Annotated in this window: 23 protein-coding genes; 13 read left to right on the top strand and 10 right to left on the bottom strand. The window is 67.2% G+C overall.

Features of this window, described 5'->3' with window-relative positions; translation table 11 throughout:
• Positions 1-85: 85 nt before the first annotated feature.
• Both AKI39_RS24015 and AKI39_RS24010 read right to left on the bottom strand, forming a co-directional pair.
• Positions 86-1,564 (bottom strand): aldehyde dehydrogenase, encoded by a 1,479-nt coding sequence (locus AKI39_RS24015; protein ID WP_066641644.1) that lies wholly within the window; start codon positions 1,562-1,564, stop codon positions 86-88.
• 75 nt (positions 1,565-1,639) lie between these two features.
• Positions 1,640-2,722 (bottom strand): Bug family tripartite tricarboxylate transporter substrate binding protein, encoded by a 1,083-nt coding sequence (locus AKI39_RS24010; protein WP_235610705.1) that lies wholly within the window; start codon positions 2,720-2,722, stop codon positions 1,640-1,642.
• Positions 2,723-2,980: 258 nt separating this feature from the next.
• Between AKI39_RS24010 and AKI39_RS24005 the strand changes: the two genes are divergently transcribed.
• The 3 genes from AKI39_RS24005 to AKI39_RS23995 all read left to right on the top strand — a co-directional run bounded on the left by AKI39_RS24005 (position 2,981) and on the right by AKI39_RS23995 (position 4,842).
• Positions 2,981-3,376: a carboxymuconolactone decarboxylase family protein gene (locus AKI39_RS24005; RefSeq protein WP_066641642.1), complete on the top strand. Its 396-nt coding sequence runs from the start codon at positions 2,981-2,983 to the stop codon at positions 3,374-3,376.
• Positions 3,377-3,459: 83 nt separating this feature from the next.
• Positions 3,460-3,855: a cupin domain-containing protein gene (locus tag AKI39_RS24000; RefSeq protein WP_066641640.1), complete on the top strand. Its 396-nt coding sequence runs from the start codon at positions 3,460-3,462 to the stop codon at positions 3,853-3,855.
• Between the two features lie 45 nt (positions 3,856-3,900).
• Positions 3,901-4,842: a LysR family transcriptional regulator gene (locus AKI39_RS23995; protein WP_066641638.1), complete on the top strand. Its 942-nt coding sequence runs from the start codon at positions 3,901-3,903 to the stop codon at positions 4,840-4,842.
• A gap of 186 nt (positions 4,843-5,028) precedes the next feature.
• Here the strand turns inward: AKI39_RS23995 and AKI39_RS23990 are convergent, their stop codons facing one another.
• The 4 genes from AKI39_RS23990 to AKI39_RS23975 form a co-directional block, all read right to left on the bottom strand.
• Entirely contained in the window at positions 5,029-5,940 is a 912-nt protein-coding gene (locus AKI39_RS23990; protein ID WP_066641635.1) for an NAD(P)-dependent oxidoreductase, read from the bottom strand.
• A gap of 53 nt (positions 5,941-5,993) precedes the next feature.
• Complete coding sequence (locus AKI39_RS23985; protein ID WP_066641634.1) at positions 5,994-6,968, bottom strand: Bug family tripartite tricarboxylate transporter substrate binding protein; 975 nt, start codon at positions 6,966-6,968, stop codon at positions 5,994-5,996.
• Between the two features lie 229 nt (positions 6,969-7,197).
• Positions 7,198-8,664: an MmgE/PrpD family protein gene (locus tag AKI39_RS23980; protein WP_066641633.1), complete on the bottom strand. Its 1,467-nt coding sequence runs from the start codon at positions 8,662-8,664 to the stop codon at positions 7,198-7,200.
• A complete protein-coding gene (locus AKI39_RS23975) occupies positions 8,661-9,662 on the bottom strand; it encodes a Bug family tripartite tricarboxylate transporter substrate binding protein (protein ID WP_066641631.1) in 1,002 nt (333 codons plus the stop codon). The genes AKI39_RS23980 and AKI39_RS23975 overlap by 4 nt, the downstream gene beginning before the upstream one ends.
• A 143-nt stretch (positions 9,663-9,805) precedes the next feature.
• Here AKI39_RS23975 and AKI39_RS23970 point away from each other — a divergent pair, with 143 nt between their 5' ends.
• On the top strand, positions 9,806-10,675 hold the full coding sequence (locus tag AKI39_RS23970; RefSeq protein ID WP_066641629.1) for a LysR substrate-binding domain-containing protein: 870 nt from the start codon (positions 9,806-9,808) through the stop codon (positions 10,673-10,675).
• Between the two features lie 1,067 nt (positions 10,676-11,742).
• On the top strand, positions 11,743-12,993 hold the full coding sequence (locus AKI39_RS23965) for an IS256 family transposase (RefSeq protein WP_066631610.1): 1,251 nt from the start codon (positions 11,743-11,745) through the stop codon (positions 12,991-12,993).
• A gap of 404 nt (positions 12,994-13,397) precedes the next feature.
• Here the strand turns inward: AKI39_RS23965 and AKI39_RS23960 are convergent, their stop codons facing one another.
• Positions 13,398-14,243: an IclR family transcriptional regulator gene (locus AKI39_RS23960; RefSeq protein WP_066641628.1), complete on the bottom strand. Its 846-nt coding sequence runs from the start codon at positions 14,241-14,243 to the stop codon at positions 13,398-13,400.
• Positions 14,244-14,444: 201 nt separating this feature from the next.
• Between AKI39_RS23960 and AKI39_RS23955 the strand changes: the two genes are divergently transcribed.
• The 8 genes from AKI39_RS23955 to AKI39_RS23920 all read left to right on the top strand — a co-directional run bounded on the left by AKI39_RS23955 (position 14,445) and on the right by AKI39_RS23920 (position 22,372).
• Positions 14,445-15,509, top strand: coding sequence for an ABC transporter ATP-binding protein (locus AKI39_RS23955; RefSeq protein ID WP_066643692.1), 1,065 nt, complete (start codon positions 14,445-14,447; stop codon positions 15,507-15,509).
• Positions 15,506-16,414, top strand: a complete 909-nt coding sequence (locus AKI39_RS23950; protein ID WP_066641626.1) for an ABC transporter permease — start codon at positions 15,506-15,508, stop codon at positions 16,412-16,414. Before AKI39_RS23955 ends, AKI39_RS23950 begins: the two co-directional genes overlap by 4 nt.
• Positions 16,415-16,512: 98 nt before the next feature.
• Positions 16,513-17,307 (top strand): ABC transporter permease, encoded by a 795-nt coding sequence (locus AKI39_RS23945; protein WP_066641624.1) that lies wholly within the window; start codon positions 16,513-16,515, stop codon positions 17,305-17,307.
• A complete protein-coding gene (locus AKI39_RS23940; RefSeq protein ID WP_066641622.1) occupies positions 17,304-17,621 on the top strand; it encodes a (2Fe-2S)-binding protein in 318 nt (105 codons plus the stop codon). Before AKI39_RS23945 ends, AKI39_RS23940 begins: the two co-directional genes overlap by 4 nt.
• A gap of 38 nt (positions 17,622-17,659) precedes the next feature.
• Positions 17,660-19,111, top strand: coding sequence for an FAD/NAD(P)-dependent oxidoreductase (locus AKI39_RS23935; RefSeq protein WP_066641620.1), 1,452 nt, complete (start codon positions 17,660-17,662; stop codon positions 19,109-19,111).
• Positions 19,108-20,280, top strand: a complete 1,173-nt coding sequence (locus AKI39_RS23930; RefSeq protein WP_066643691.1) for an NAD(P)/FAD-dependent oxidoreductase — start codon at positions 19,108-19,110, stop codon at positions 20,278-20,280. Before AKI39_RS23935 ends, AKI39_RS23930 begins: the two co-directional genes overlap by 4 nt.
• Positions 20,277-21,350: an ABC transporter substrate-binding protein gene (locus AKI39_RS23925; RefSeq protein WP_066641618.1), complete on the top strand. Its 1,074-nt coding sequence runs from the start codon at positions 20,277-20,279 to the stop codon at positions 21,348-21,350. Before AKI39_RS23930 ends, AKI39_RS23925 begins: the two co-directional genes overlap by 4 nt.
• A gap of 242 nt (positions 21,351-21,592) precedes the next feature.
• Positions 21,593-22,372, top strand: coding sequence for an SDR family NAD(P)-dependent oxidoreductase (locus AKI39_RS23920; protein ID WP_066641616.1), 780 nt, complete (start codon positions 21,593-21,595; stop codon positions 22,370-22,372).
• Between the two features lie 262 nt (positions 22,373-22,634).
• On the opposite strand, the gene panB is transcribed toward AKI39_RS23920, so the two are convergent.
• The 3 genes from panB to AKI39_RS23900 all read right to left on the bottom strand — a co-directional run bounded on the left by panB (position 22,635) and on the right by AKI39_RS23900 (position 26,363).
• Entirely contained in the window at positions 22,635-23,477 is an 843-nt protein-coding gene (gene panB / locus AKI39_RS23910) for a 3-methyl-2-oxobutanoate hydroxymethyltransferase (RefSeq protein WP_066641603.1), read from the bottom strand.
• 103 nt (positions 23,478-23,580) lie between these two features.
• Positions 23,581-24,495 carry a transcriptional regulator GcvA gene (gcvA, locus tag AKI39_RS23905; RefSeq protein ID WP_158515210.1) on the bottom strand — a complete coding sequence of 305 codons (915 nt, stop codon included), beginning with the start codon at positions 24,493-24,495 and terminating at the stop codon, positions 23,581-23,583.
• Between the two features lie 617 nt (positions 24,496-25,112).
• On the bottom strand, positions 25,113-26,363 hold the full coding sequence (locus AKI39_RS23900; RefSeq protein WP_066631610.1) for an IS256 family transposase: 1,251 nt from the start codon (positions 26,361-26,363) through the stop codon (positions 25,113-25,115).
• Positions 26,364-26,543: the final 180 nt, after the last annotated feature.

Below are 26,543 nucleotides of genomic sequence, written 5' to 3'. Positions count from 1 at the left end.
TGCCGGCGATGGGGGGGATTTTAACTGCTCCCACGCCGTTGGGTGCCGGATCGCAATATCGTTATGCATGGTGTTGCGTGAATGCCTAACGCATCACGAAGGGATTGGGGACGTCGCCGCCCGTGCTGATCCAAATGCTTTTCTCCTGCAGGTATTCGCGGATGGCCGACAGGCCGCTTTCGCGGCCGATGCCGGAGCGCTTGTAGCCGCCGAAGGGCGACAGGTAGCTGGTGGCGCGGTAGGTGTTGACCCAGACGGTGCCCGCCTCCAGCCGCCGCGACAGATTCAACGCCCGGCCCATGTCGCGCGTCCACAGGCCGGCGGCCAGGCCGTAGCGGGTGTCGTTGGCGATGCTTACCGCTTCATCGTCGGTGTCGAAGGGAATGACGCACAGCACCGGGCCGAAGACTTCCTCCTGGGCGATGCGCATGTCGGGCGTGACGTCGCAGAAGATGGTGGGTTCGACGAACCAGCCGCGCCCGCATTCGGGGCGGCTGCCCGGGGTGCCGCCCAGCACGCAGCGGGCGCCGCCGGCCCGGGCGATTTCGATGTAGTCCAGGATTTTTGCCAATTGCTGTTGGGTGGTAACCGGGCCGACCTGGGTGTCGGGTTGGGCCGGGTCGCCCATGCGCGCGGTGCGCGCGTACGCCACCAGCTTGTCGACGAAGGCATCGTGGACGTCGCGATGAACCAGGGCGCGGGAACCGGCGATGCAGGTCTGCCCGGTGGCGGCGAAGATGCCGGATACGGTGCCCTTGACGGCGTTGTCCAGGTCGGCGTCGGCGCAGACGATGTTGGCCGACTTGCCGCCCAGTTCCAGTGTGACGGGCTTGATGCCGCGCGCGGCCATTTCGTAGACGTGCTGGCCGGTCTGGTCGCCGCCGGTGAACGCGACCTTGGCGACGTGGGGATGGGTGACCAGGGCCTCGCCGATTTCGCTGCCCAGGCCGCTGACGATGTTGACGACGCCGGGCGGAAAGCCGGCTTCCTCGAAAAGCCGGCCGAAGGCCAGCGCGGATACGGTGGAATGTTCGGAAGGCTTCCAGACCACCGTGTTGCCCGCGGCCAGCGCGGGGGCGAGCTTCCAGGTGGCCAGCAGGAGCGGCGAGTTCCAGGGCGTGATGGCGGCGACGACGCCCAGCGGTTCGTCGCGCGTGAAGTTGAAGCAGTCCGGCTTGTCGATGGGGATGACGCGGCCCTCGATCTTGTCGGCCAGGCCGCCGAAGTAGTAGTACCACTGCGGCATGTAGCGCAGCTGGCCGCGCATTTCGGAGATGAGCTTGCCGTTGTCGCGCGTCTCGATGGCGGCCAGTTCGTCGGCGTCGCGCGCGACCAGGTCGCCCAGGCGGCGCAGCAGGGCGCCGCGCGCCGTCGGCGTGAGATCACGCCAGGTTGGGTCGAGGAAGGCGCGGCGGGCGGCCTGCACGGCGCGGTCCACGTCTTCGGCGTTGGCGCGCGGCACGCGGGCCCAGGCCAGGCCGGTATAGGGATTGAAGGAGTCGATCCATCGGCCGTCGTGCGCGTTCACCCACCGGCCGTCGCATAGCATCTGGAAATCCTGCATGGTTGCTCCGTGTCGCGTCATGTCTGGAAAGTTGGGAAAACCGCGCGCTGCGCGGCGGGCCGCGGGGCCGCGGCGTTACTGGACGGCCAGGCGGTTCTCGCGCACCACGCCACCCCATTTGCCGGCTTCGGCCTCGATATAGCGGGCGGCTTCGGCGGGTGGGCTGAGGATGGCGGCGATGCCGTTGCGGTCCATGAATTCGACAAGCGCCGGCTGCCGCATGGCCCGCTGGCTCGCTTCGTACAAGGTCCGGATGCGGTCCGGTGGCGTGCCCGCCGGCGCGGCCAGCACGAACCAGTTGGCCGCGTCGAAGCCGGGCAGCGATTCGGCGACCGTGGGGGCGTTGCCCGCCGCGGCCAGCCGCTGCTGGCCCGTGGTGGCGATGAGCTTGAGCCGGCCGGACTGCACGAAGGGCAGCGAGGACGCGGGATTGTCAAACATCACATCGACTTGGCCGCTGATCAGGTCCGGGAAGGCCGGCCCGGCGCCCTTGTAAGGCACGCTGGTCCATTTGACGCCGGCCACGCTTCCCATGAGCTCGCCCGCCAGGAAATGAATGCCGCTGTTGCCGGGTGCCGCGAAATTGACAGCGCCGGCCTTGGCGCGCGCCATGGCGATCATTTCCTGCACGGAGGACGCCTTGAAGTGGGTGGAGGCCACCAGCACCAGCGGATTGGAGGCGAGTATGGTGACCGGCGCGTAGTCCTTGCGGATGTCGTACGGCAGGTCATGGTAGAAGGCCGGCGTGATGGCATAGGCCGCGGAACTCATGACGACGGTATAGCCGTCCGGTGCGGCGCGGGCGACTTCCGCCATGCCGATCTGGCCGTTGGTGCTGGGCTTGTTTTCGACGATCACGCTCTGGCCCAGGATCTGGGTGAGTTCGCGGGCCAGCGGGCGCGCCAGCGCATCGACGCCGCCGCCGGCGCCGAAGGGCACGACCATGCGCACCGGACGTTCCGGATAGTCGGCCATGGCCAGCGTGGCGCACAGCGGGCCGCACAGCAGCGCGGCGAATATCGAGACGGATTTTTTCATGACGATCGCGCAGCCGGCGGGCGCGCGCCTTGCAGCCGATGGCCTGCTGCGGGCCATGGCCAGGCGGGCCTCGGGCTCCTCCTCCTGGTTCGAAATATTGGCCGCATCGTCTGGCGTCATACCCCACTCGCCAGCGCGACGGCGTGTCATGAAGCTTATTATGATTGTATGACTGTATCATCGAATGGATAGCGCTCGGCTAGTAATTACCCCTAGCGCGGAATCGCGGCAGCGCGTGCCGCCTGGCGTGCATTTCGACATTTACTATATGATTGCACGATTGTATGATCGTGCCTGTCGCGTGTGGCCATCACGCCGCCGCGCCAGGCATGCGGCTGCCGCGGGCGCGCGCCGCGCCGACCGAAAAAGGAACCAGCGATGGCAAACGACGAGCTCTTCCAGAAAGGATTCCAGAACCGCAAGGACGTACTGGGCGCGGCCCATGTCGAAAAATCCTGGAACGCCGCCGACGATTTCAACCGGCCGATGCAGAGGCTGGTGACGGAATACTGCTGGGGCGAGATCTGGGGTGACGAGACCCTGCCTTTCAAGACCCGCAGCCTGCTCAACCTGGGCATGCTGACCGCGATGAGCCAGCACCACGAACTGGCCTCGCACGTGAAGGGCGCGCTGCGCAACGGCTGCAGCCGCGAGGAGATACGCGCCGTGCTGCTGCAGGCCGCCATCTACTGCGGCGTGCCGCTGGCGCTGGCCGCGTTCCGAGTGGCCAGCGAAGCCATCGCGGCCTATGAGGCCGAAGCCGCGAAAGGCTAGAACCATCACATCGGGCGCATCGCGCGGCGATGATTTCGCGCGGCGGCACCCGGTTTCACCAGGCCATGCACAGGAGGCAGGCAATGAAGGTATTTCACGGCAGGGTGTCCGGCGTTCCTTCGGAACAGCGCGGCGCGACATTTACCGGCGTCGTATGGGCGGACCCCGTCATGCCCACGATGGACAACGTCGGCATCAACAATGTGTTCTTCTCTCCGGGCGCGCGTACCCACTGGCATACCCACGAATACGGGCAGGTGCTGCACGTGACGTCGGGACAGGGCTGGATCTGCCTGGACGGCCAGGAGCCCCAGCTGATCCGCCAGGGCGATGTCGTGTGGATAGGCCCGAACGAGCGGCACTGGCACGGCGCGGCCTCGGACACGTACATGGTCCACATGGCGACGTCGATGGGCAAGGCCACTTGGCAGGAGGCCGTCACCGACGCGCAGTATCCGACGCAGCGCGCCGCGGCCTGACGCCGCCGTCGCTGCCGGCATTTCTTCATCAAGGCGGACGGCGCGATGGAACTTCGACAGCTGGAAATGTTCATCGGCATCGCCGATGCCGGCGCGTACTCGCGGGCGGCCATGCGCCTGTCGATCAGCCAGCCCATCCTGAGCCGGCGCGTCAAGGCGCTGGAACAGGAACTGGGCGTGGCGCTGTTTCATCGCACGGGGCGCGGCGTGTTGCTGACGGAGGCCGGCACCCTGCTGGCGCAGTATGCGCGCGGCATCGTGGAAAGCACGCACAGCGCCGTCAGCGCGGTGCGCGCCTCCGGCGCCGTGCCGGGCGGCCCGGTGGTGATCGGCATGCCGGCTTCGATTTCGGCCGTGCTGTCGGTGCCCTTGATCCAGGCCTTCCGCCGCGCCGTTCCGGGCGTATCGCTGAAGTTCATGGAAGGCTATAGCGGCCACGTCCTGGAGTGGCTGAGCAACGGCTTGACCGACATCTCCATCCTGTACGACGCGCCGCGATTGAACATCCCGTCCTTGCGCGCGGAGTCGCTGCTGACCGACGAACTGTTCCTGCTCGGGCCGCGCGGCGATCCGGCCGGCGTCGGCGCGGGGCCGGTGCAGGCGGCGCGCCTGAGCTGCCTGCCCATGATCCTGCCCGGCCGTCCGCACGGCGTGCGCGTGCTGGTCGACGAGGCGCTGGCGGCGCTGGGGTTGGCGCCCAATGTCGAAATGGAAGTCGACGCCATGCACGCCATGCTGCAGTTGGTGGAGAGCGGGTTGGGCTATGCGGTGTTGTCCTATTCCTGCGTGGCGCCGCGGATCGCGCAGGGGCGCATGCGCATCTGGCGCATCGGCCCGCCGGGCATCAGGCGCTCGCTGCTGATCGCGGCGTCGACGCAGCGGCCGTCGACCAAGGCCGTGCGCATCCTGCGCACGATATTGCGGCGGCAGATCCAGGACATGATCGCCCGCGGCGACTGGACGCCCGATCCCGCGGTGTTTTCCTGAGCCGCGTTCCCGGCGGCGATATTGCCATCACCCGACGGCGATATCGCCGCCGCGCGATGGCAACGTCGCTGTCGCGCGATGGGCATTGCCCGGTGCGGTTCGCTCGACGTCCGCTTGCCGGACCTGGCGTCGCCACGGCGCCGTCCGCCCGCGATGCCGCGGCGCGGGCGCTGCCGTCGCGTCGGTTCAAGCCTTGCCGCCGCCGCGCTGGCGGATGGCGACGCCGGCAAAGGTTTCCACCACCTTGGCGATGTGGGTGAAGTCGGCGTCCTCGCCGCACATGGCGTGCGTCATGACCAGCATCTCGCGCACTGCCGCGCCCACCACCATGGGCACGCCGATGGCTTCGGCCTCGTCCACGCACAGCCGCACGTCCTTGTAGGCCAGCCGCGCGGCGAAGCCGATGTCGAAGGTGCCGGTCAGTACCGCGCGCGGGAACTTGTCCTGGCTGGCGGTATTCCGTCCGGAACCGGAATTGATGACGTCCAGCATGGTCTTGGGGTCCAGCCCGGCCTTCACGCCCATCGCCATGGCCTCGGACGTGATGGCCACCGCGGCGGCGGACATCAGGTTGTTGGCCAGCTTCATGCTCTGGCCCATGCCGGCTTCGCCGCCCAGGTAGAACACCGGGCCGAAGTGCTTGAGCACCGGCAGCAGCGCGTCATAGTCCGCTTGCGGGCAGGCGGCCATGACCGCCAGCGTGCCGGCGCGCGCGCCGCCCACGCCCCCGCTGACGGGGGCATCGACATACAGGATGTTGCGCGCCGCCAGCGCGCGGCTGACGTCGCGCGCGGCGCGCGGGCCGATGGTGGACAGGTCCACCACGCGCTTGACGCGGCCGCCCGCCATCAGTCCATCGGGATCGGTGGCCACGCGCTGCACGATCTCCGGCGTCGGCAGGCTCAGGAAGATCGTCTCGGCCTGGTCCGCGACCTGGCGCGCGCCGTCGCAGGCGGCCGCGCCCTTGGCGGCCAGCGCCTGGACCGCCGCCGCGCTGGTGTCGTACACCGCCAGCCCGTAGCCGGCGTCCAGCAGCCGTCCGGCCATGGGGCCGCCCATATTGCCCAGGCCGATGAATCCATAAGTCTGCGATTGCATGTTCTCTCCTCGTAAGGCGTCGTGTAGGAAATCCGGGGCGCCGGCCGGCGCGCCTACTGCTGCGGCGTCAGGCCGATCTGCTTGGCCAACGAGGCCACTTCCCGGGTGTCCTTGGCCAGCAGCGCGGAAAACGGCGCGGGGCCGCGTTCGGCCTGGCTGGGCACGGCGGCCGCGAGCTGGTCGATGCGGTTCTTGAATTCCGGGCTGTCGATGGCCTTGGACAGCGCCGCGGCCAGCTTGTCGACGACCGGCTTGGGGGTGTTGCGCGGCGCCACCACGCCATTCCAGATGGCCAGGTTGAACGCCGGCAGGCCGCCTTCCGCGAAGGTGGGAACGTCCGGCATCTGCGGCAGGCGCTGCGGCGCGGACACCGCGATGGCCCGTATGCGCTTGTCCTTGTGCAACGGCATCATGGTGACGGTCTGGTCGATGACGGCATCGATGGTGCCCGCCATGAGGTCGGCGATCGCCGGGCCCGAGCCGCGATACTGGATCAGCTCGCCCTGCGTTTTGGAGATGTGCAGGAACAGGCCCTCGGCCAGGTGCGCCGTGGTGCCGGGACCGCCGGAACCGAAGTTCAGCTTGGGGCCTTCGGCGCGCATGCGCTTGAGCATGTCGGGCAGGCTGGTGATACCGCTCTTGTTGCTGACCGACAGCACCATGGGCACCGTCGCCACCGTGCCGATGGGCGAAAGGTCGCGCACCGGATCGACGTGGGCGGTCGGATAGAGCAGGGGAATGATGGCCAGCGACATATTGCTGAACATCAGGGTGTAGCCGTCGGCATCGGATTTCATCAGGCGCTGGTAGCCGATCAGGCCGCCCGCGCCGGTGGTGTTTTCCACCACCACCGATTGGCCCAGTTCGGTGGTCAGCGAGCTGGCGATCTGGCGCGCCAGCGTATCCAGCGTGCCGCCGGGCGCCACCGCGACCAGCATGACGATGGGACGGGAAGGAAAGGTGTCGGCGGCTGCGGCCGGGCCGGCCAGCATCAGGGCGGCGACACAGCCGATGAGGAATCGCAACATGTCTGTCTCCTGGATGTTATCGGTGCGTGCCTGCCCTAGCCCCGGCAGGGACCCACACCCTTATCGTTGGACTTGTCCCGCCTTGCCGAGCGAGACCTGCCCACCGTTTCGCGCCTCTCGCCGCGGTCGCGGACCCGTGCACGTGTGAGGCCATACTAGTCACGGCGCGGGGCGCGACACGCCACGCCCCCGGCATAGCAGACTGCGCGTTTTCGGCATAACGCCGCGATCAGCGCAGCATGAGGCCGCGCGCCAGTTGCGCGACATCGTCCAGATGGTCCAGATCGCGGATCAGTGACCACGTATCGGCGACCTGGCCTGCATCCAGGCCGGCGCGCGGGGCCAGCTCGCGGTACTTGGCTTGCACGTCGGCCCACGCGATGCCGCGCGATCCCGCGCCGCGGGGCGCGCGGCAGCTCGCTTCATGGATGCGGCCATCGTCCATGTGGATGGCCACGCTGCCGCCGTGGCGATGCGGGAAGCGGTCCGGCAGGGGCGGCGGCTCGCTCGCGTATCGCACCTTGTCCTGCAGCGCCGCGATGCGCGGATCGCGCATCTTGTCCGGATGCAGGTTGTCCCAGCCGAAGCCGCGATCGACGACGGAGGCGGCCACGAAGTACGCCACGCTGTGGGCCGCTTCCACCAGATTGCGGGGATGCGGCGCCCCGCCGAAGCTGGTGTGCTGCACGCCGGCCGATACGACGATGCGTGCGATGCGCGCCGGATCGACGTCGTGCTGGCGCGCCGCGGTGGCGGCGGCCTCCGCCACCGCGTGAAAGGGATGGGCGCCCGGCATCAGCTTGATCGCCATGTCGGTCACGATGTCCCAGGAATCCCCCAGGCCGCGCACGATATCGCCGATGGCCTGCCCGCCCATGGCATGCAGGAAGCCGCGCGGCGCTTCCAGGATGGCGGGGTCGCCCTGGAAACCGGCGCGCGCCGCCAGCGCGGCCTGGATGCCCGCCATCGCGGCCATGCCGGCGTGGTATTCCCGCGCGCAGCTGGTATCGGCCGCCACCGCCATCCCGCCGATGGACGTCGCGGCCAGCGCGATCGCGTGGGTCATCGCGGCGACGTCCAGGCCGAGCAGGCGGCCGCCCGCGACCGCCGCGCCAAACACGGTGGAGACGGAGCCGTGGAAGCCGCGCTGCATGCGGCCCGGCGTGAGCGATTCGTCGATGCGTCCGGCGACTTCATAGCCCAGCGCCATGGCGGCGAGCAGGTCCCTGCCCGGGCGGTTCAACCATTCGGCGACGGCGAGCGCCGTCGTGCCGACGATGGTCCCGATATGGGCGATGCTGCGCAGGTCGCTGTCGTCGGAGGCGGCCGCATCGCTGGCGACGGCATTGACGCGCGCGGCTTGCGCGACGGGCAGCGGCGCGCCATGGAACCACAGCGTGGCCTGCGGCGCACCGCCGTCCTCGAGTGCCAGCCGGCGCACGATTTCCGCGGAGGGAATGCGATAGCCCATGGACGCGCTGGCGATGGTGCTGGCCAGGCTCATCTTGGCGTGTTCCAGCGCCAAGGGCGGGATATCGGAGACCGGTGTCCGTACCGCGTGCGCGGCAAGGACGCTCGCGATGGTCGGTGTGTCGCTGTCCGGAGGGTGGCCGGTGCCGTCCTTGTTCGCCACGTCGTTCCGCGGGGTATCCGGGCCGGCCGCGCGGGCGTTGCCATTGTGCGCCTGGGCCGTCATTGCGCACCCCCGCGCAGGGTTTTCATGACGGGCAGCCATTTCGCCAGGTCGCGGCGGATCAGCGCCGAGAAGTCGCCGGGCGGGGCCAGGGGCGTTGCCGCCACGTCATAACCCTGCTCGGTCAGCTTGGCACGCAGCGCCGGCTGCCGCATGACGGCATCCAGTTCCTTGTGCAATCGCGCGACGCGATCCGGCGCCACGCCGGCGGGCGCGATGATGCCGAACCACAACGTGACTTCGTAGTCCTTCAGCCCGCTCTCGCTCAGCGAGGGCACGTCGGGCATCAGCGGAGATCGTCCCAGGCTGGTGACCGCCAGCGGCTTGAGCTTGCCGCCGCGGATCAGGCCGATGGCCGCGGGGATGTTGTACAGGCCCAGGTCGACCTCCTTGCTCATGACGGCGACCAGGCCTTGCGGCGCGCCGGTGTAGGCCACATGCATGAGGGGCTTGCCCAGGGACTGGCCCAGCACCACGCCGGCGATATGGTGGCTGGTGCCCACGCCGCTGGACGAGAAGCTGAGCTTGTTGGCGGGATGTGCCTTGATGGCCTGCATCAGCGCCGCGACGGAGGCGTAGGGGGAATCGGGCGCGACCACGAGCACATTGGCCACATCGGCCAGGACGGCGATCGGCGTGAAATCCTTCACGGAGTCATAGCCGGGCTTGTCGTACAGGGCCTGGTTGGTGATCAGGGTGCCTTGCGCGGCCAGCCCGATGGTGTAGCCGTCGGGGGCGGCGCGCGCGATGTCCATGGTTCCTATGGTGCCGCCCGCGCCCGCCTTGTTTTCCACGACGATGGCCTGTCCGAGCTGCGCCGCGAGCTGCGTGGCCACGACGCGCGAGAGCGTGTCGGCGGCGCTGCCCGCGGCAAAGGGCACGATCATCTTCAGCGGCCGCGACGGGTAGTCGTCGCGCGCGTGGGCCGGCGCGCCGGCCAGCGACAGCGCCGCTGCTGTCGCTATGGCCGCCGCGGCACGGCGAAGGATGGCGATCCGCATGATGTCTCCTCCTGGATGTTCCCGATACCCCGCCGGGCGCGGTATGTTGAGAATTCTTGTTGTTCCTGCCCACGACTATAGGAGGCGGTCCCGCGGGCGTCATGCGAATTTCTTTGGCGACCGTTGAGGACCATTCAAGCATCATGCATAAGCTGCGCAATATCCTGGGGCCCCTGCGCGTACTGGACGCGGTCAACCGCGCCGGCGGCGTGGCGCGCGCGGCCCACAGCCTGCACGTTACGCCCGGCGCGGTGAGCCACCAGATCCGCGCGCTGGAGGTGGCGCTCGATACGCGGCTGTGCCGCAAGGAAGGGCGCGAAGCGGTACTGACGCCCAGCGGGCTGCAATTGGCAACGCGCGTGGCGGAATTGTTCGATCGCGTGGAGGAGGCGGTGCACGAGGCGACGTCGCTGGGACGGACGCGGCGGGTGCGGTTGAAGGTGATTCCCAGCTTCGCGATCAAATGGCTGATGCCGCGCCTGGCCGGTTTCTACGCCGCGCATGGCGATATCGATCTGGAGGTGGCCACGGTCACGCGGGCGGACGACGTGAGCCTGGGCGATGCGGATTTCGTGGTGCGGCGTGGGCATGGTCGGTGGCCGGGGCTGCACGCGGATCCGCTGTTCGACGATGTGCTGGCGCTGGCCTGCGTGCCGTCGATGGCGGCGACGATCCATCATCCGCGGGATGTGCTTGAACACAAGCTGCTGCATTCGATGATTGCGCCCGTCAGTTGGGAGGCTTGGCTGGCGCAGGCGGGCTTGTCGCCGGCGGGCGCGCGCCTGGTGCCGTTGGCGAACGCGGCGCTGTGCCTGCAGGCGGCGGTGCAGGGGGCGGGTATCGCGTTGACGCAGCAGGCTTATATGCGGGAGGAAGTTGCGCGTGAGGTGCTGGTGCATCCGCTGGAGGCGGTTTTGCGCAGTGGGGAGTCCTACTACCTGGTCAGCGCGCCGGGCACGCTGGATATACGGCCTTGCGGGGAGTTCGCGGCGTGGGTGCGGGGGGTGGCGTGAATGCCTTTGGGTTGCTGGTGGGTTGGGGGGGGGGCTGGGGGTGGTCAGTTTGCTCGTGCTGATTGGGTCGGTGGCTGGCGGTGGTTGGATTTCTATTGCCGTCCGTCGGGGGTGATGCCTGTCGGAGCCGGCCCGATCGGGCGGTCCGGCCCGCGGGGGCCGGACACCGCTGCGCTCACCTCGTCCGCCGGGCGTTGGGGTGTTGTGTTTTTCTTGATGGGGTCCGCGCCTCGGCTTCCTTCGGTATCCGCTTGCTCGCCCTCAACGGGCCGGCCCCGACAGGCATCACCCCCGACGGACTCCGTTGTGCCTTAATCACTGTCCGCTGGCACGGGCTGCGTTCTTGCGCTTCGTGGGGTCATGCTTCCGCCGTTGGAAGATTTGGTCTTGCCCGTGATGCACGGCCGCCCTGCGCGGCCGTGCATCACCTACGCGGTAGTGGTTTGCGGCGGTTGCTGGCGTGCGGGGATCGGCTCGAATGAGTGGAACTTCATGCCTGCGCAGATCGCGTGATTTGCTAATGCGTGGCGCTGCTGCCGATGGAAGATCTCGCCATGCCCGTCGCTTCGCAGCCGCCCAGCGCGGCCACGAAGCGCCTACGCGGTTTAAGCATGCAACGGTTGCTATACGGCGACGGGTCGCGAATACGCTGGCGGTTTCTGCATGCATTGGGTGCATGCGAACTCCAGGGATTTCCACTGGCTGTAGCGCCGCCAATTAGTACACCGCCCGATTGTTGGCGGCTTGGAATTTCCCCTCGAATTTCGCGGCCGACGCATGCGCACGGACATCTACTTATTCGCGGCGATGCCCGCATGCCAGCCACCGCAGCATGACGCCACCACGTAGGTCGCTTCGTGGCCGCGCTGGGCGGCCGCGAACGACGGGCGCCGCGAAGCCTTCCATCGGCGAAACCCAGGATCCACGAAGCGCAAGAACACAGCCCGTCCCAGCGGACGTGATTAATAGACGCCGGAGTCCGTCGGGGGTGAGGCCTGTCGGGGCCGGCGGGAGTGTCATAAATTTTGTGTTTGAGGCCTAACATAGCTGCTCCAGAGGAGCACATTATGGCTACCAAGCAAAAGGCACCTCCGAGGGAATTGCCATCGATTCCTGCAAATCTGATGGATGAGTTCGTCAAAGGTCCGATGACGCCGGAGTCGGTGCAGGACCTTTCGATGGCGTTCAAGAAGGCCCTGATCGAACGGGCGCTGGGCGCGGAAATGGGCCAGCACCTGGGCTATGGCGCCGGCACGGACCCGCCCGAAGGCAGCACTAACCATCGCAACGGCACCAGTGGCAAGACGGTGATAACCGACGATGGGCCGCTACGCGTGGACATTCCCCGGGACCGGCAAGGCAGTTTTGCGCCGATCCTGATTCCCAAGCACAAGCGTCGATTTACGGGATTTGATGACAAGATCATCGCCATGTACGCCCGGGGGATGACGGTGCGCGAGATCCAAGGTTTTCTGCTTGAGCAGTACGGCACGGAAGTCTCGCCCGAGTTCATCAGTTCGGTGACCGACGCGGTTATGGAAGAGGTGATCGCCTGGCAGAACCGCCCTTTGGAGACCATGTATCCGGTGGTGTTCTTCGACGCGTTGCGGGTGAAGATCCGCGAAGATGGCGTGGTACGCAACAAGGCGGTGTACCTGGCGCTGGCGATCCTGCCGGACGGCACTCGTGACATCCTGGGCCTGTGGATCGAGCAGACCGAGGGATCGAAGTTCTGGATGAAGGTGTTCAACGAACTCAAGACTCGGGGCACGCTGGATATCCTGATCGCGGTCACCGACGGCTTAAAGGGGATGGAGCAGGCGCTGAACGCGGTATTTCCAAGCACCACACTGCAAACGTGCATCGTGCATCTGATGCGCAGTAGCGTCGAATATGCGAGCTGGAAGGAGCGCCGGATAGTGGCTGCGGCTCTCAGGCCGATCTACACCGCACCGACCGTGGAGGCTGCGCAAGCGGCGCTGGCAGTGTTCGAGCAAGGCAGTTGGGGCCAAAGATATCCGACCATCGCCCAGACCTGGCATCGCGCCTGGGACCGCGTGATCCCGTTCTTTACGTTTCCCCCGGCGATCCGAAAGATCATCTACACCACCAATGCCATCGAGAGCTTGAATGCGCAATTGCGCCGATCGGTAAAGACCCGTGGACACTTCCCCAGTGACGACGCCGCAACCAAGTTATTGTGGTTAGTCCTGCGCAATATCACGGGCACCTGGGGCTGCGCCACGCACGACTGGAGGTTGGCCATGAACCAGTTTGCCATCATCTATGCAGAACGCTTCACCGACCCATATCACTGAAGTAGCATGAACCTGGAGAGTCAGAAACACGACGACGTTCAAATGCCTCAAACACAAAAATCCTGACAGTCCCGGGCCGGCCCGTTGAGGGCGAGCAAGCGGATACCGAAGGCAGGCGTGCCGCGGACGTCATCAAGAAGAACCCAAACAGGGAGCGGCCGCCGAACGAGGTGAGCGCAGCGGTGTCCGGCCCCCGCGGGCCGGACCGCCCGATCGGGCCGGCCCTGACAGGCCTCACCCCCGACGGACGGCAATAGAAATCCAACGACCGCCAGCAAACCGCCCCGATCACGCAGCAGCAGACCCGCCGTCAACCCGCCTCATTCGCCTGCTGCACAAGCTTTTTGACGTCTACTACCCGAAGGTTGTATTTCCCCATAACAACCTTGAAGTTGTTATGGACGCTATTCCCGATTGCCCCGTCCCAGGAACTGGCTGGGCCGGCGCAGGGCGGGATCGAAGGGATTGATCTGCGCGCCGATCGCGCGCGCCTCCTTGTGCAGCATTTCCACGATCAGCGGCAGCCGTTCGCCACTGAGGCGTTCTTGGGGGGCCGCGACGCTGAGTGCCGCCACCGTGTCGCCGTTGCGATCCTCGATGGGAACGGACAACCCCGCGATGCCGGGATACAGACCGGGCCCGTCGCTATAGGCGTAGCGGGATTCCAGGCACTGCTTGATCCTTACCCGCATCGAGATCTCGTCGATGAAGCCCAGGTGATGCAGACGCGGGATGTTGAAGCGGATGACTTCCTCGCGCTCGGCGGGCGGCAGGCTTGCCAGCAGGACCAGCCCCGCCTGGCCCAGGCCCAGGGGTACCCGGCCGCCGATGTCGCCGGTGTGGGAGCGCACCGGGAAGGGGCCGTCGATGCGATCCAGGCAGATGGCGTCGAAGCCCTGGCGCACCAGGATGAAGATCGTGTCGCTGAGCATGCCGCACAGCCGCAGCATGGACGGCCGGTAGATCTCCCGCAGATTGGACCGGTGGCTGCCGGCCGCCGACCCCAGGGCGTAAAGCGCCACGCTGAGCTGATAGGCCTTGCTGCCGGGCGGCTGTTCCACCGCGTCTTCCTGGACCAGCGCCTGCAGCACCCGGTGCGCCGTGGCCGGAGCCAGGCCGGTGCGCTTGGCGATTTCGGTCAGGCGCAGCGGTTCGCCCTTGGCGTCGGCCAGCGCCCGCAGCACGGTGAAGGCGCGCTGCAGCACGCCCTGCGCGTTCGAATCGTTTTCCCGCGGTTCGGAAGTAGCCATTCTGGATTCCGTTGGATCGGATAAATCTAGCCATGTGAACCCGTTGTAATTCTATTCTATGGAAAGAAATAAAGAAATAATCGGCTGTACGGAAAAACCCCATTGACCGGCATTCCATTGGCCTCCTAGACTGCCCTTGCGTTGAATGGGCGGGTCGACCAGGCCGGACGGCCGCCCACCATGGAGACGGCAGGGTTGGTCATGTCATTTCTTCGCCTGGAAAAACTGTCCAAGGACTACGGCGATCTGCACGTGGTGCGGGATCTCGACCTGTCCGTCGAGCAGGGCGAATTCGTTTCCCTGCTGGGCCCCTCGGGCTGCGGCAAGACCACCACGCTGCAGATGATCGCCGGCTTCGCCGACGTCACGCGCGGCCGCGTCGTGCTGGACGGCCGCGACATCACCCATGTGGCCCCGAACACGCGCGGGCTGGGCATCGTGTTCCAGACCTATGCGCTCTTTCCCCACCTGACGGTGGAAGACAACGTCGCCTTCGGCCTGGCGATGCGCAAAGTGGGCCGGTCGGAACGCCGCGAACGTACCCGCGAGGCGCTGGCCCTGGTGAAACTGGACCAGCATGGCGACCGCTATCCGCGCGAATTGTCCGGCGGCCAGCGGCAGCGGGTGGCGCTGGCGCGCGCACTGGTCATACGCCCGCCGGTGCTGCTGCTGGACGAGCCGCTCTCCAATCTGGATGCCAAGCTGCGCGAGGACATGCAGTTCGAACTGCGCGCCATCCAGCGCAAGACCGGCACCACCACGCTGATGGTGACGCACGACCAGGCCGAAGCGCTGTCGATCAGCGACCGTGTCGTCGTCATGCAGGAAGGTCGCGCCACGCAGGTCGATCCGCCCTACCGGATGTACGAGCATCCCGGCAGCGAATTCATCTCCCGCTTCGTCGGCAAGACCAACTTCCTGGCCGGCACCGTGACGCGCGCCGGCGCGCGCGCCGAGGTGCGCAGCGGCGAACTGTGTATGGACGTGGACGGCCAGGGGCTGCGCCAGGGCGAAGCCGTGCGCCTCTGCCTGCGTCCCGAAAAGCTGCGCCCCGTCGCCGCCGGGCAGGGCAGGCTGACCGGCACGGTGACCGTGCGCTACTTCCTGGGCAGCCAGTGGATGTACGAACTGGATACGCCGCTGGGCGTGCTGACGGTCCTCACGCCCAACGACGGCCGCGCCCCGCACGGCGACGGCGACCGCATCGGCGTGGACTGGCAGCCCGACGTCGTGCGGGTGTTGCCGGGAGTGGAGGCTTCGGTATGAGCGCCGCTCCCCGGCCGCCCGGAGGGCGCGCGATCGGCGCCGTTGCACCGGCACCGCGGCGCAGGCTGGACGGCCTGCCAGCCATGCTGGGCGCCATCCCCATCGGCGTGCTGTTCCTGGCGCTGGTGCTGACGCCGCTGGGCCTGACTTTCGTCCTGACCTTCCGGCCTTTCGACTACAACACCGGCATCCAGTCCGGCCTGACGCTGCACCACTACGCCACGGTGCTGAGCGACCCGTATTTCCTGGGGATCTTCTGGCGCACGCTATGGATATCCGTGCTGACGACGGCGATCTGCGTGGCCGTGGGCGTGCCCGAGGCCTATATCCTGAGCCGCATGCGCGCGCCCTGGCGGTCGGTGTTCCTGCTGGCGGTGCTGTCGCCGCTGCTGATATCGCTGGTGGTGCGGGCCTTCGGCTGGAGCATGCTGCTGGGGCCCACCGGGCTGCTGGGACAGGCCGCCCAGGCACTGGGCTGGGGATCCCTGCTGTACACGCCCACCGCCATCGTGATCGGCCTGGTGCACATCATGCTGCCCTTCATGATCATCCCGGTGTGGACCTCGCTGCAGAAACTGGATCCGTCCGTCGAACACGCCGCCTATTCGCTGAACGCATCGCGCCTGCAGACCCTGCTGCGCGTCGTGCTGCCGCAATGCATGCCGGGCGTGCTGTCGGGCAGCCTGATCGTCTTCGGCCTGAGCGCCAGCTCCTTCGCCATCCCGGCGCTGCTGGGCGGACGCCGCCTGAAGATGGTCGCCACGATCGTGTACGACGAATTCCTGACCGAGCTGAATTGGCCGCTGGGCGCCACGCTGGCGATCCTGCTGCTGGCCGCCAACGTCATCATCATGATGGCCTACAACCGCGTCATCGAGCGATCGTATCGCCGCAGCCTGGGCTGAGGCGATCGACAGGGGAATGAGCATGTGCGCGAAAGAATGGACCTCAACGCCGGACGCGGTGCAAATGCGCCGTGATTGCGCGCCGGCCGGAGTCGGGCATGCTTAGGAACGGCCCCATCGCGCTCGCCTTCAATGCCCTGGTGGTGGCGTTCGTGCTGGCGCCGCTCGTCGTCGTCTGCCTGGTCGCGTTCACGCCGGCGTCCACGCTGAGCATCCCCACGCATGATTTTTCCCTGCGCTGGTTCCGCGCGCTTTTCGCGCACGCTGACTTCATGCAGTCCTTCCGCAACAGCCTGCTACTGGCCACGCTGTCGGCCACGCTGGCGGTGGGCCTGGCGGTGCCGGCCGCCAGTGCCATCACGCGCTATCGCTTTCCCGGGCGTGACGTGCTGAATGGCCTGCTGCTGTCGCCGCTGATGATTCCGCACCTGGTGCTGGGCGTGGCGCTAATGCGCTTTTTCGCGCTGATCGGCAGCAGCGGCAGCTTCGCCTGGCTGGTGGCCAGCCACGTCGTCATCGTCACGCCCTACGTGCTGCGCCTGCTGGTGGGCTCGCTCACGGGCTTCGACCGGTCCATCGAACACGCGGCGCTGTCGCTCAGCGCCAACCGCGCCACGGTTTTCTTCCGCGTCACGCTGCCGTTGATCGTGCCGGGCGTCTTCGGCGGCTGGCTGCTGGCCTTCATCAACAGCTTCGACGAACTCACCATGTCCGTGTTCATCACCGCGCCTGCCACGGTGACGCTGCCCGTGCGCATGTACATGTACGCCACCGAGTCCATCGACCCCATGATGGCTGCGGTCTCGGCAACCGTGATCGCGCTGACCACCGTCGCCATGCTGCTGCTGGACCGCGTGTATGGCCTGGACCGCGTCCTGGTGGGGCAGCGATGAACGCGCCCGCGACGCCATCGCTGCTGACCCGGCTCTCCGAACGAGACCGGGCGCCCGTGCATTTCGTGTTGGACGGCCGGCCCGCGTGCGCGCTGGCGGGCGACACGGTGCTGACCGCCGTGCTGACACAGGCCGGCCGCCTGCGCGAAACCGAATTCAGTGGCGCACCGCGCGCCGGCTTCTGCCTCATGGGCGCCTGCCAGGATTGCTGGATGCAGCTGGAAGACGGCACCCGCCTGCGCGCCTGTTCCACCTTCATCGAGCCCGGCATGCGCCTGGTGTCCGGCGCGCACCAGGAGGACCGCCATGCGTGACACGCGCCCGTTGTCGTTCGCCCCCCGGGAGGTCCGCCATGCGTGACACGCGCCCCGTCATCGTCGGCGCCGGGCCGGCCGGCATCCGCGCCGCGCAGGCCCTGGTGGCCGCCGGCCTGCGGCCCATCGTCCTGGACGAAGCGCCGCGCGCGGGAGGCCAGATCTACCGCCAGCCGCCGGCGGGCTTCCAGCGTTCCGGACGCGAGCTCTACGGCTTCGAACACCGCAAGGCGGCGCGGCTGCACGGCGCCATGCAGGCGCTGATACCCGCGATCGACTACCGGCCCGGCGCGCTGGTATGGAATTGCGAGGATGGCGTGCTGGACGTGCTGCGCGACGGCAGGAACGAGACGGTGGACTATACGCACCTGATCCTGGCCACCGGCGCCACGGACCGCGTGCTGCCCTTTCCCGGGTGGACCTTGCCGGGCGTCTATACGCTGGGCGGCGCGCAGGTCGCCCTGAAGTTCCAGGGCTGCGGCATCGGCCGGCGCGTGGCCTTCATGGGCACCGGCCCGCTGCTGTACCTGGTGGCCTACCAGTACGCCAAGGCTGGTGCCGAGGTGGCCGCGGTGCTCGATACGTCGGCAAGCACCGACCGCCTGGCCGCCTTGCCCGGCATGATGCGCACGCCGGGACTCGTGGCCAAGGGCCTCTACACCCTGGGCTGGCTGCGCCTGCACGGCGTTCCCCTCTACAGCGATGTGCGGCCCGATCACGTCATCGGCTACGAAGAGGTGTCCGGCGTCGTGTGCCGCCAGGCCCACGGCGACGGCGGCGGCAAGTCCCTGCGCATTGCGTGCGATGCCGTCGCCTATGGCCTGGGGCTGCGCGCGGAAACGCAGCTGGCCGCGGTCGCCGGTTGCCGTTTCGATTATCACGAACGTGATAGGGCTTGGCTGCCCCGTCGCGACGCCGCCGGCCGCGCATCGGTACCCGGCGTGTACCTGGCCGGCGACGGTGCCGGCATCGCGGGCGCGGACGCGGCGGAACTGGCCGGCGAGCGCGCCGCGCTGGCCTTGCTGGAAGACGCCGGCGTGCGCACCGACACCGCGCGCGCCGCGGCGCTGCAGCGCAAGCTGGCGCGGCAGGAGCGCGTGCGCGATGCGCTGGAACGGGCGTTTCCCTTCCCGGTGGACTGGGCCGCGTCGCTGGGCGACGACGTCATCCTGTGCCGCTGCGAGGAAATCACGGTGGGGGCCTTGCGCGCGTCGGCGCAGATCGACGGCGCGCGCGAACTGAACCGTGGCAAGTCGCTGACCCGCGTTGGCATGGGGCGCTGCCAGGGCCGCATGTGCGGCGCGGCGGCCGCCGAAGTGCTGGCGCGCGCCAGCGGCGTGGCGCTGCCGCAGGTGGGTTGGCTGCGTGCCCAGCCCCCCATCAAGCCCATACCCATCTCGCTGTTCTCCATGGACGCCCCGGACGTGCCTGCGCTGCCAGCCGCCGGCGTGGCGGGCGCGATGGGGATGTCCGGGCCGGGCAGGCGCTGATGGAACGCCTGGAAACCGAGGTCGCCATCATCGGCGGCGGCATCGTCGGCGCCAGCGCCGCCCTGTTCCTGCGGCGGCGCGGCGTGCCGGTGGTGCTGCTGGACGCCGCCGCCTGCGGCGCCAAGGCCAGCGGCGTGAACTATGGCGGCGTGCGGCGCCAGGGCCGGCCCCTGGCCCAGATGCCGCTGACGCAGCGTGCGCACGCCCTGTGGGGCGATCTGCGCGGCCTGATCGGCATCGACGGTGAATACCAGCGCTCCGGCCACCTGAAGCTGGCCTATACCGATGCCGACCTGGCCGAACTCGAACGCTATCGCGCCGGCACGCGCGGCTTCGGCATGCAGCTGCAGATGCTGGATCGCGCCGCGCTGGATCGCCGCTTCGGCTGGCTGGGCAGCAGCGTGGTCGGCGGCTCCTTCTGCCCAGAGGACGGCCACGCCAATCCGCGGCTGGTGTCGCCCGCATTCGCGCAGGCCGCGCGCCGCGCGGGCGCCGCCGTGCACGAGCACACCCGCATCGACAGCGCCGCGCATGATGGCCAACGCTTCGTGCTGCGGGCCGCCGATATGCTGGAAGTCCGATCCCGCATCCTGCTCAATTGCGCCGGCGCCTGGGCCGGCCGCTTCGCCGCCGCGTTCGGCGAACCCGTGCCGGAAGCCTCCATCCATCCACTCATGATGGTGACCGAACCGCTGCCGCGCTTCATGACCGTCAGTCTGGGTGTGCAGGGCGGCGGCGTCTATGCGCGCCAGGTGGACCGCGGCAATTGCGTCATCGGCGGCGGCCGCGGCGTATCGGTCCACCCGGATTTCGCCCGGCCGGGCCGCGCGCAGATCGGTACGCTGGTCGCGAAGGCGGCCGATCTGCTGCCCGCGCTGCGCGGCGCGCACATCATCCGCTTCTGGTCCGGCGTGGAAGGCAGCATGCCGGACCACAACCCGGTGCTCGGCCCCAGCCGCACCACGCCCGGGCTGTTCCATGCCTTCGGTTTTTCCGGCGCGGGGTTCCAGATCGGCCCCGCCGCGGGCGAGGTCCTGGCCGACCTGGCCGCCACCGGCCGCACCGCTATCCCCATTGATGCATTCCGCATCGACCGTTACGCAGCCGACGCTCATGCGGCCGCGGACCACACGGAACATGGCCATGGGCACCCGCTGGAGTCGACATGAGCAAACGGAATCCCGATCGCAAATCCCGCGCCCCGTGGCTGGCCGGCGCCGCCCTGCTGGCCGCCTTGTCGGTCCTGCCCGCCAGCGCCTGGGCGCAGCAGAAAACGCTGTACGTGGGCATGAATGGCGGCGATATGGAACGCGCGTTCACGCAGTACGTCTTCCATGATTTCGAAAAGGCCAACAACGCCAAGATCGTGGTGGTGCCCGGCACCTCCACCGAAGTGCTGGCCAAGGCCCAGGCCTACAAGGGTTCCCCGCAGATGCACGTCATGTTCCTGGACGACGGCGTGATGGCGCGCGCGGCGTCCATGGGCTTGTGCGAAAAGCTGCGCGACGATCCCGTGCTGAAGGACCTGTATCCGACGGCCGTCATGAAGGACGGCATGGCCGCCGGCATCGACATGGGCATGACGGGCCTGGGCTACAACACGCGCCTGTTCAAGAAGAACGGCTGGGCCGCGCCCACGTCGTGGATGGATCTGGCCGATCCCAAATACAAGGGCAAGGTGGTTTTCCAGTCCGCCTCGAACAGTACGTTCGGCCTGCATGCCTTCCTGATGTTCAACCGCATCGAAGGCGGCGACGACCAGCACACGGATCCCGGCTTCGCCAAATGGAGCAGCACGATAGGCCCCAACGTGCTGGAGTACATCCCGAATTCCGCCAAGCTCGCGGAAATGATCCAATCCGACGAGGCGGCGATTTTCCCGCTGACGCCCACCGCCATCGCGCGCCTGCAGAAGCGCGATATCCCGGTGGAATACGTCCAGCCCAAGGAAGGTTCCGTCATCCTGATGGTGGGCGAATGCGTCATCGCGAACAATAGCGAGCCGGACCTGGCGCAGAAGCTGGCGCTGTACCTGCTGTCGCCGCAGGCGCAGGCCAATGCGCTGAAATACGGCGGACACTTCCCGTCCAACCGCAAGGTGCAGGCCGATCCCGCGAACCAGGATATGCTGAAGCAGTTCCAGACCTATATGGAAACCGCCAAGGTGCTGGACTGGGACGCCATCAACGCCACGCGCGCCGCCTTCAACGCGCGCTGGAATCGCACGGTGGAGCGTTGACCCATGGCCATGAAGCGGTGACGCCGGGATGCCGTGACTCCGGGTTGCTGGGTTGCTGGGATGCCGGGATGTCTCGGTGCTGCGGTGTCGGGGTGTCGGGGTGCCGGGGGTGCCGGGGTGCCGGGGCGCCGGGATACCGGGATAGCGGGATACCAGGACGCCAGCACGCCGCGGATCCGCCACGACCGCGATGATGGCAGGATAGTGAAACGGCGCCCGCGCGCCGCTACAGGAGACTCTCGATGAGCAATACCGTATTCGATTTCCAGGGCAAGGTCGCGGTGGTGACCGGCGGCTCGCAGGGTATAGGCGAGGCCTGCGTGCGCCGCCTGGCGCAATCCGGCGCCGCCGTGGCCATCTGGGACGTTGCCGACGCGCCGGGCCAGGCCCTGGCCGACGCGCTGTCACGCGACGGCGCACGCGTTACTTATATCCATTGCGATGTCGCCAGCAAGGCATCGGTGCAAGCCGCCGTGGCGGCGACCCGGCAAGCCTACGGACGCATCGACCAGCTCGTCAGCAACGCGGGCATCGTTCGTACATCCAACTTCCTGGACATCACGGAAGACGATTGGGATGCGGTGCTCAACGTCAACCTGAAGGGCGCCTTCCTGGTGGGCCAGGCGGTAGCGCGCGTCATGGTGGAGCAGGGCGGCGGCGCCATCGTGCACATGAGCTCGGTGAATGCCGTCATGGCCATCCCCACGATCGCTTCGTACAACGTCAGCAAGGGTGGGCTGGCGCAATTGACGCGCGTCATGGCGCTGGCGCTGGTCGACCACGGCATCCGCGTCAACGCGGTGGGCCCAGGTACCATCGCCACCGAACTGGCGCGCAAGGCCGTGCTGGCCGACGAAACCACGCGTGCCCGCTTGATGAGCCGCACGCCGATGCGCCGCCTGGGCGAACCCGCCGAAGTCGCCGATGCCGTCGCTTATCTGCTGAGCGACGCGTCCAGCTATATCACGGGCGAAACGCTGTATATCGATGGCGGGCGGCTGGCGCTGAACTACACGGTGTGATGTATCGATGGCGGCCGGCTGGCGCGAAATTACACCGTGTGATGTCAAGTCTTCGCGCCCTCACGCCGGCCTGCGGACGATATGCGCCGGTGGCGCGATGAAACCCAGGGCGATCCGGCGCGGGGCGATACGCCGGCGCCTTCCGGCACGCGGCCTTGCGCCATGATGCCCTTAGACGCGAAGCCATCCGCCACCCGGTCATCCGGCGCGGCGCTTTCGCAACGTGCCATCACGCGGGCTCCCGGATCAGGGCCGCCGTCGCTCAATAGGAATGTTCCTGCGCCGGGAAACTGCCGTCCTTCACCGCGCGGACATAGGCCTGGACGGCTTCCTGGATGCTGCTCGCGCCTTCCATGAAGTTGCGCACGAAACGCGCCTTGCGGCCCGGGAATACATTCAGCATGTCGTGCAGCACCAGCACCTGTCCCGAACATCCCGCGCCCGCGCCGATGCCGATGGTGGGAATGTTCACATCCGCCGTGATCTCGGCCGCCAGCGCGGCGGGCACCATCTCGTACAGCAGCATGCTGGCGCCGGCGTCGCGCATGACGCGGGCCTGCTGCTTCAGGTGCGCCGCGCCGGCCTCGTCCTTGCCCTGCACCCGATAGCCGCCCAGGGCATGCACGAATTGCGGCGTCAGGCCCATGTGCGCACATACCGGTATGCCGCGTTCCGTCAGGAAGGCGACGATGTCCGACATCCACGGCGTCCTGCCGTCCATGCCCTCCACCTTGACCATCTGCGCACCGGCCGCCATCAGCCGCGCGGCGCTGGCATAGGCCTGCGCGGGCGATTCGTGATAGCTGCCCCAAGGCAGATCGGCCAGCACCCACGCAGTCTTGTTGCCGCGCGCGACGCATTCGGTGTGATAGACCATGTGTTCAAGCGAGACGGGCAGGGTGGACGATTGCCCCTGCACGACATTGCCCAGCGAATCCCCGATCAGCAGGATGTCGACGCCGCACTGGTCCAGCAGCGAGGCGAAGCTGGCGTCATAGCAGGTGAGCATGGCGATTTTCTCGCCGCGCTGGTGCATGGCGGTCAGCGTGGCCAAGGTGATGGGCTTGCGCGGCGCTTGCGCGTCGCCGGCGACGGTGGGATACATAGGCGTGCCTGTGGTGATGAAAACACGGGACGGCGCATCGCCCGCCGATGCACCAATAAGGCGCATTCTATCGGCTGCGGCCTCCGGGGCGCCATCCACGATGTCAGGGTGGCGGCGCCTGGCCGGAGACGCCGGCCAGCCATCCCAGGAATTCCTCGATGCCGGGCTGGTCCTTGGCCCCGGCACGGCAAACGGCGTAGTAGCCGACTTCACGGCACAGTACGGTATCGAAGGGGCAAACCAGCGTACCGTTGGCCAACTCCGCTTCGATGTATTTCTCTTGCGTGATGCCGATACCCAACCCGCGTAGCGCTGCCTCGTGCACCAGCAGCAGGTCGTCGAAGAACATGCCGGTGTCCAGCTCCAGGGGCGGTGACCGAGCGGCGTCCAGCCAGTCACGCCAGTCTTCGGTGCGCCGCGAGTGATGCAGCAGCGTGCAGTCGCGCAGCTTGTCCAGCGTGATGCCGCCCATGCGCTGGACGTAGCCCGGCGTACAGAAAGGCCGCAGCGCATCGCTGAACAGTTTCTGCGCATACAGCCCGGGCCAGGCGCCCTTGCCATAGCGGATGGCGACGTCGATACCGTCGCGGGAAAAATCCGGGGCTTCGATGGCCGTCGTGATGTTCAGTTCTATGCGTGGATGCTTGAGCTGGAAGTCCGGCAGGCGGGGCAGCAGCCATCGCAGCATGAAGGTGGAATACGCGCGCAGGGAAAGGCGCTGCTTGCCGGCGGCGTCCACCGTCTGGTCGGTGGCGGAGGCGATCTCGTTGAAGGCCCGCGTCAGGCGCTGCGAATAGGCTTTGCCAGTGGCGGTGAGCTGCAACGAAGAAGGGCGGCGGTCGAACAGCCGCACGCCCAGGTATTCCTCCAGGAACTTGACGTGGCGGCTGACGGCAGCTTGCGATACCGCAAGCTCGCTGGCCGCCTTGCTCAGGCTGCGATGCCGGGCGGCGGTCTCGAACGCCCGCAGGGCATTCAGCGGAGGGATGCGGCGTGGCATGACGATGGATTTTCGCATAGGGGGATTGGTGCGGTGCATCGTCGGGACTTGGGGATCCTGGAGGTCGTCTTGGCGGTGGATTCGGCGTTGTCCGGAGAGCTTGCTGGCGGTGGGTGTCGTGCTCGTGCCGTCCGTCGGGGGTGAGGCCTGTCGGGGCCGGCCCGATCGGGCGGTCGGGCGCGCGGGCGCCCGACACCACATCGCTGACCTCGTCCGCCGGGCGTTCGGTGCCGGTGTTTTTCTTGATGGCGTCCGCGCCTCGGCTCCCTTCGGTACCCGCTCGTTCGCCCTCAACGGGCCGGCCCCGACAGGCCTCACCCCCGACGGACTCCGTTGTGCCTTATTCACCCGCCGCTGGAACGGGTTGTGTGCTTGGCACTTCGTGGGGTTGTGCGTTTCGGCGATGGAAGATCTTGGATTGCCCGTCGCTTCGGGACCGCCCAGCGCGGCCCCGAAGCGCCTACGCGGCTGCGGTATGCAGCCGGCGTTGTGGCGCGACGTGTCGTGGATATTGTGGGCGGTTGTGGCATGCGGGGATTCCGCTTATTGGCACCCTCGGCGCGGGACTGTCAGGATTTTTGTGTTTGAGGCATTTGAACGTCGTCGTGTTTCTGACTCTCCAGGTTCATGCTACTTCAGTGATATGGGTCGGTGAAGCGTTCTGCATAGATGATGGCAAACTGGTTCATGGCCAACCTCCAGTCGTGCGTGGCGCAGCCCCAGGTGCCCGTGATATTGCGCAGGACTAACCACAATAACTTGGTTGCGGCGTCGTCACTGGGGAAGTGTCCACGGGTCTTTACCGATCGGCGCAATTGCGCATTCAAGCTCTCGATGGCATTGGTGGTGTAGATGATCTTTCGGATCGCCGGGGGAAACGTAAAGAACGGGATCACGCGGTCCCAGGCGCGATGCCAGGTCTGGGCGATGGTCGGATATCTTTGGCCCCAACTGCCTTGCTCGAACACTGCCAGCGCCGCTTGCGCAGCCTCCACGGTCGGTGCGGTGTAGATCGGCCTGAGAGCCGCAGCCACTATCCGGCGCTCCTTCCAGCTCGCATATTCGACGCTACTGCGCATCAGATGCACGATGCACGTTTGCAGTGTGGTGCTTGGAAATACCGCGTTCAGCGCCTGCTCCATTCCCTTTAAGCCGTCGGTGACCGCGATCAGGATATCCAGCGTGCCCCGAGTCTTGAGTTCGTTGAACACCTTCATCCAGAACTTCGATCCCTCGGTCTGCTCGATCCACAGGCCCAGGATGTCACGAGTGCCGTCCGGCAGGATCGCCAGCGCCAGGTACACCGCCTTGTTGCGTACCACGCCATCTTCGCGGATCTTCACCCGCAACGCGTCGAAGAACACCACCGGATACATGGTCTCCAAAGGGCGGTTCTGCCAGGCGATCACCTCTTCCATAACCGCGTCGGTCACCGAACTGATGAACTCGGGCGAGACTTCCGTGCCGTACTGCTCAAGCAGAAAACCTTGGATCTCGCGCACCGTCATCCCCCGGGCGTACATGGCGATGATCTTGTCATCAAATCCCGTAAATCGACGCTTGTGCTTGGGAATCAGGATCGGCGCAAAACTGCCTTGCCGGTCCCGGGGAATGTCCACGCGTAGCGGCCCATCGTCGGTTATCACCGTCTTGCCACTGGTGCCGTTGCGATGGTTAGTGCTGCCTTCGGGCGGGTCCGTGCCGGCGCCATAGCCCAGGTGCTGGCCCATTTCCGCGCCCAGCGCCCGTTCGATCAGGGCCTTCTTGAACGCCATCGAAAGGTCCTGCACCGACTCCGGCGTCATCGGACCTTTGACGAACTCATCCATCAGATTTGCAGGAATCGATGGCAATTCCCTCGGAGGTGCCTTTTGCTTGGTAGCCATAATGTGCTCCTCTGGAGCAGCTATGTTAGGCCTCAAACACAAAATTTATGACACTCCCCTCGGCGCACGCGACAACCACCGCATGACCTAAGCGCGTAAGTCGTTCATGGCCGCGCTGGGCGGCCATGAACGGCGGGCAGCGCAAAATCTTCCATTGCCGAAACGCACACACCCACGAAG

The organism is Bordetella sp. H567, assembly GCF_001704295.1.
GTDB lineage: Bacteria > Pseudomonadota > Gammaproteobacteria > Burkholderiales > Burkholderiaceae_B > Bordetella_C.
This window is presented reverse-complemented; position numbering and strand designations above follow the sequence as displayed.

Bases quoted from the DNA above. Each gene is read 5' to 3' on its own strand.
- gcvA (WP_158515210.1), bottom strand. From the start codon at position 24,495: ATGCGAAAATCCATCGTCATGCCACGCCGCATCCCTCCGCTGAATGCC.
- AKI39_RS23970 (WP_066641629.1), top strand. From the start codon at position 9,806: ATGCATAAGCTGCGCAATATCCTGGGGCCCCTGCGCGTACTGGACGCG.
- AKI39_RS23975 (WP_066641631.1), bottom strand. From the start codon at position 9,662: ATGCGGATCGCCATCCTTCGCCGTGCCGCGGCGGCCATAGCGACAGCA.
- AKI39_RS24005 (WP_066641642.1), top strand. From the start codon at position 2,981: ATGGCAAACGACGAGCTCTTCCAGAAAGGATTCCAGAACCGCAAGGAC.
- AKI39_RS23945 (WP_066641624.1), top strand. From the start codon at position 16,513: ATGCTTAGGAACGGCCCCATCGCGCTCGCCTTCAATGCCCTGGTGGTG.
- panB (WP_066641603.1), bottom strand. From the start codon at position 23,477: ATGTATCCCACCGTCGCCGGCGACGCGCAAGCGCCGCGCAAGCCCATC.
- AKI39_RS23940 (WP_066641622.1), top strand. From the start codon at position 17,304: ATGAACGCGCCCGCGACGCCATCGCTGCTGACCCGGCTCTCCGAACGA.
- AKI39_RS24015 (WP_066641644.1), bottom strand. From the start codon at position 1,564: ATGCAGGATTTCCAGATGCTATGCGACGGCCGGTGGGTGAACGCGCAC.
- AKI39_RS23950 (WP_066641626.1), top strand. From the start codon at position 15,506: ATGAGCGCCGCTCCCCGGCCGCCCGGAGGGCGCGCGATCGGCGCCGTT.
- AKI39_RS23955 (WP_066643692.1), top strand. From the start codon at position 14,445: ATGTCATTTCTTCGCCTGGAAAAACTGTCCAAGGACTACGGCGATCTG.
- AKI39_RS23900 (WP_066631610.1), bottom strand. From the start codon at position 26,363: ATGGCTACCAAGCAAAAGGCACCTCCGAGGGAATTGCCATCGATTCCT.
- AKI39_RS24010 (WP_235610705.1), bottom strand. From the start codon at position 2,722: ATGACGCCAGACGATGCGGCCAATATTTCGAACCAGGAGGAGGAGCCC.
- AKI39_RS23995 (WP_066641638.1), top strand. From the start codon at position 3,901: ATGGAACTTCGACAGCTGGAAATGTTCATCGGCATCGCCGATGCCGGC.
- AKI39_RS23980 (WP_066641633.1), bottom strand. From the start codon at position 8,664: ATGACGGCCCAGGCGCACAATGGCAACGCCCGCGCGGCCGGCCCGGAT.
- AKI39_RS24000 (WP_066641640.1), top strand. From the start codon at position 3,460: ATGAAGGTATTTCACGGCAGGGTGTCCGGCGTTCCTTCGGAACAGCGC.
- AKI39_RS23960 (WP_066641628.1), bottom strand. From the start codon at position 14,243: ATGGCTACTTCCGAACCGCGGGAAAACGATTCGAACGCGCAGGGCGTG.
- AKI39_RS23925 (WP_066641618.1), top strand. From the start codon at position 20,277: ATGAGCAAACGGAATCCCGATCGCAAATCCCGCGCCCCGTGGCTGGCC.
- AKI39_RS23920 (WP_066641616.1), top strand. From the start codon at position 21,593: ATGAGCAATACCGTATTCGATTTCCAGGGCAAGGTCGCGGTGGTGACC.
- AKI39_RS23990 (WP_066641635.1), bottom strand. From the start codon at position 5,940: ATGCAATCGCAGACTTATGGATTCATCGGCCTGGGCAATATGGGCGGC.
- AKI39_RS23965 (WP_066631610.1), top strand. From the start codon at position 11,743: ATGGCTACCAAGCAAAAGGCACCTCCGAGGGAATTGCCATCGATTCCT.
- AKI39_RS23935 (WP_066641620.1), top strand. From the start codon at position 17,660: ATGCGTGACACGCGCCCCGTCATCGTCGGCGCCGGGCCGGCCGGCATC.
- AKI39_RS23985 (WP_066641634.1), bottom strand. From the start codon at position 6,968: ATGTTGCGATTCCTCATCGGCTGTGTCGCCGCCCTGATGCTGGCCGGC.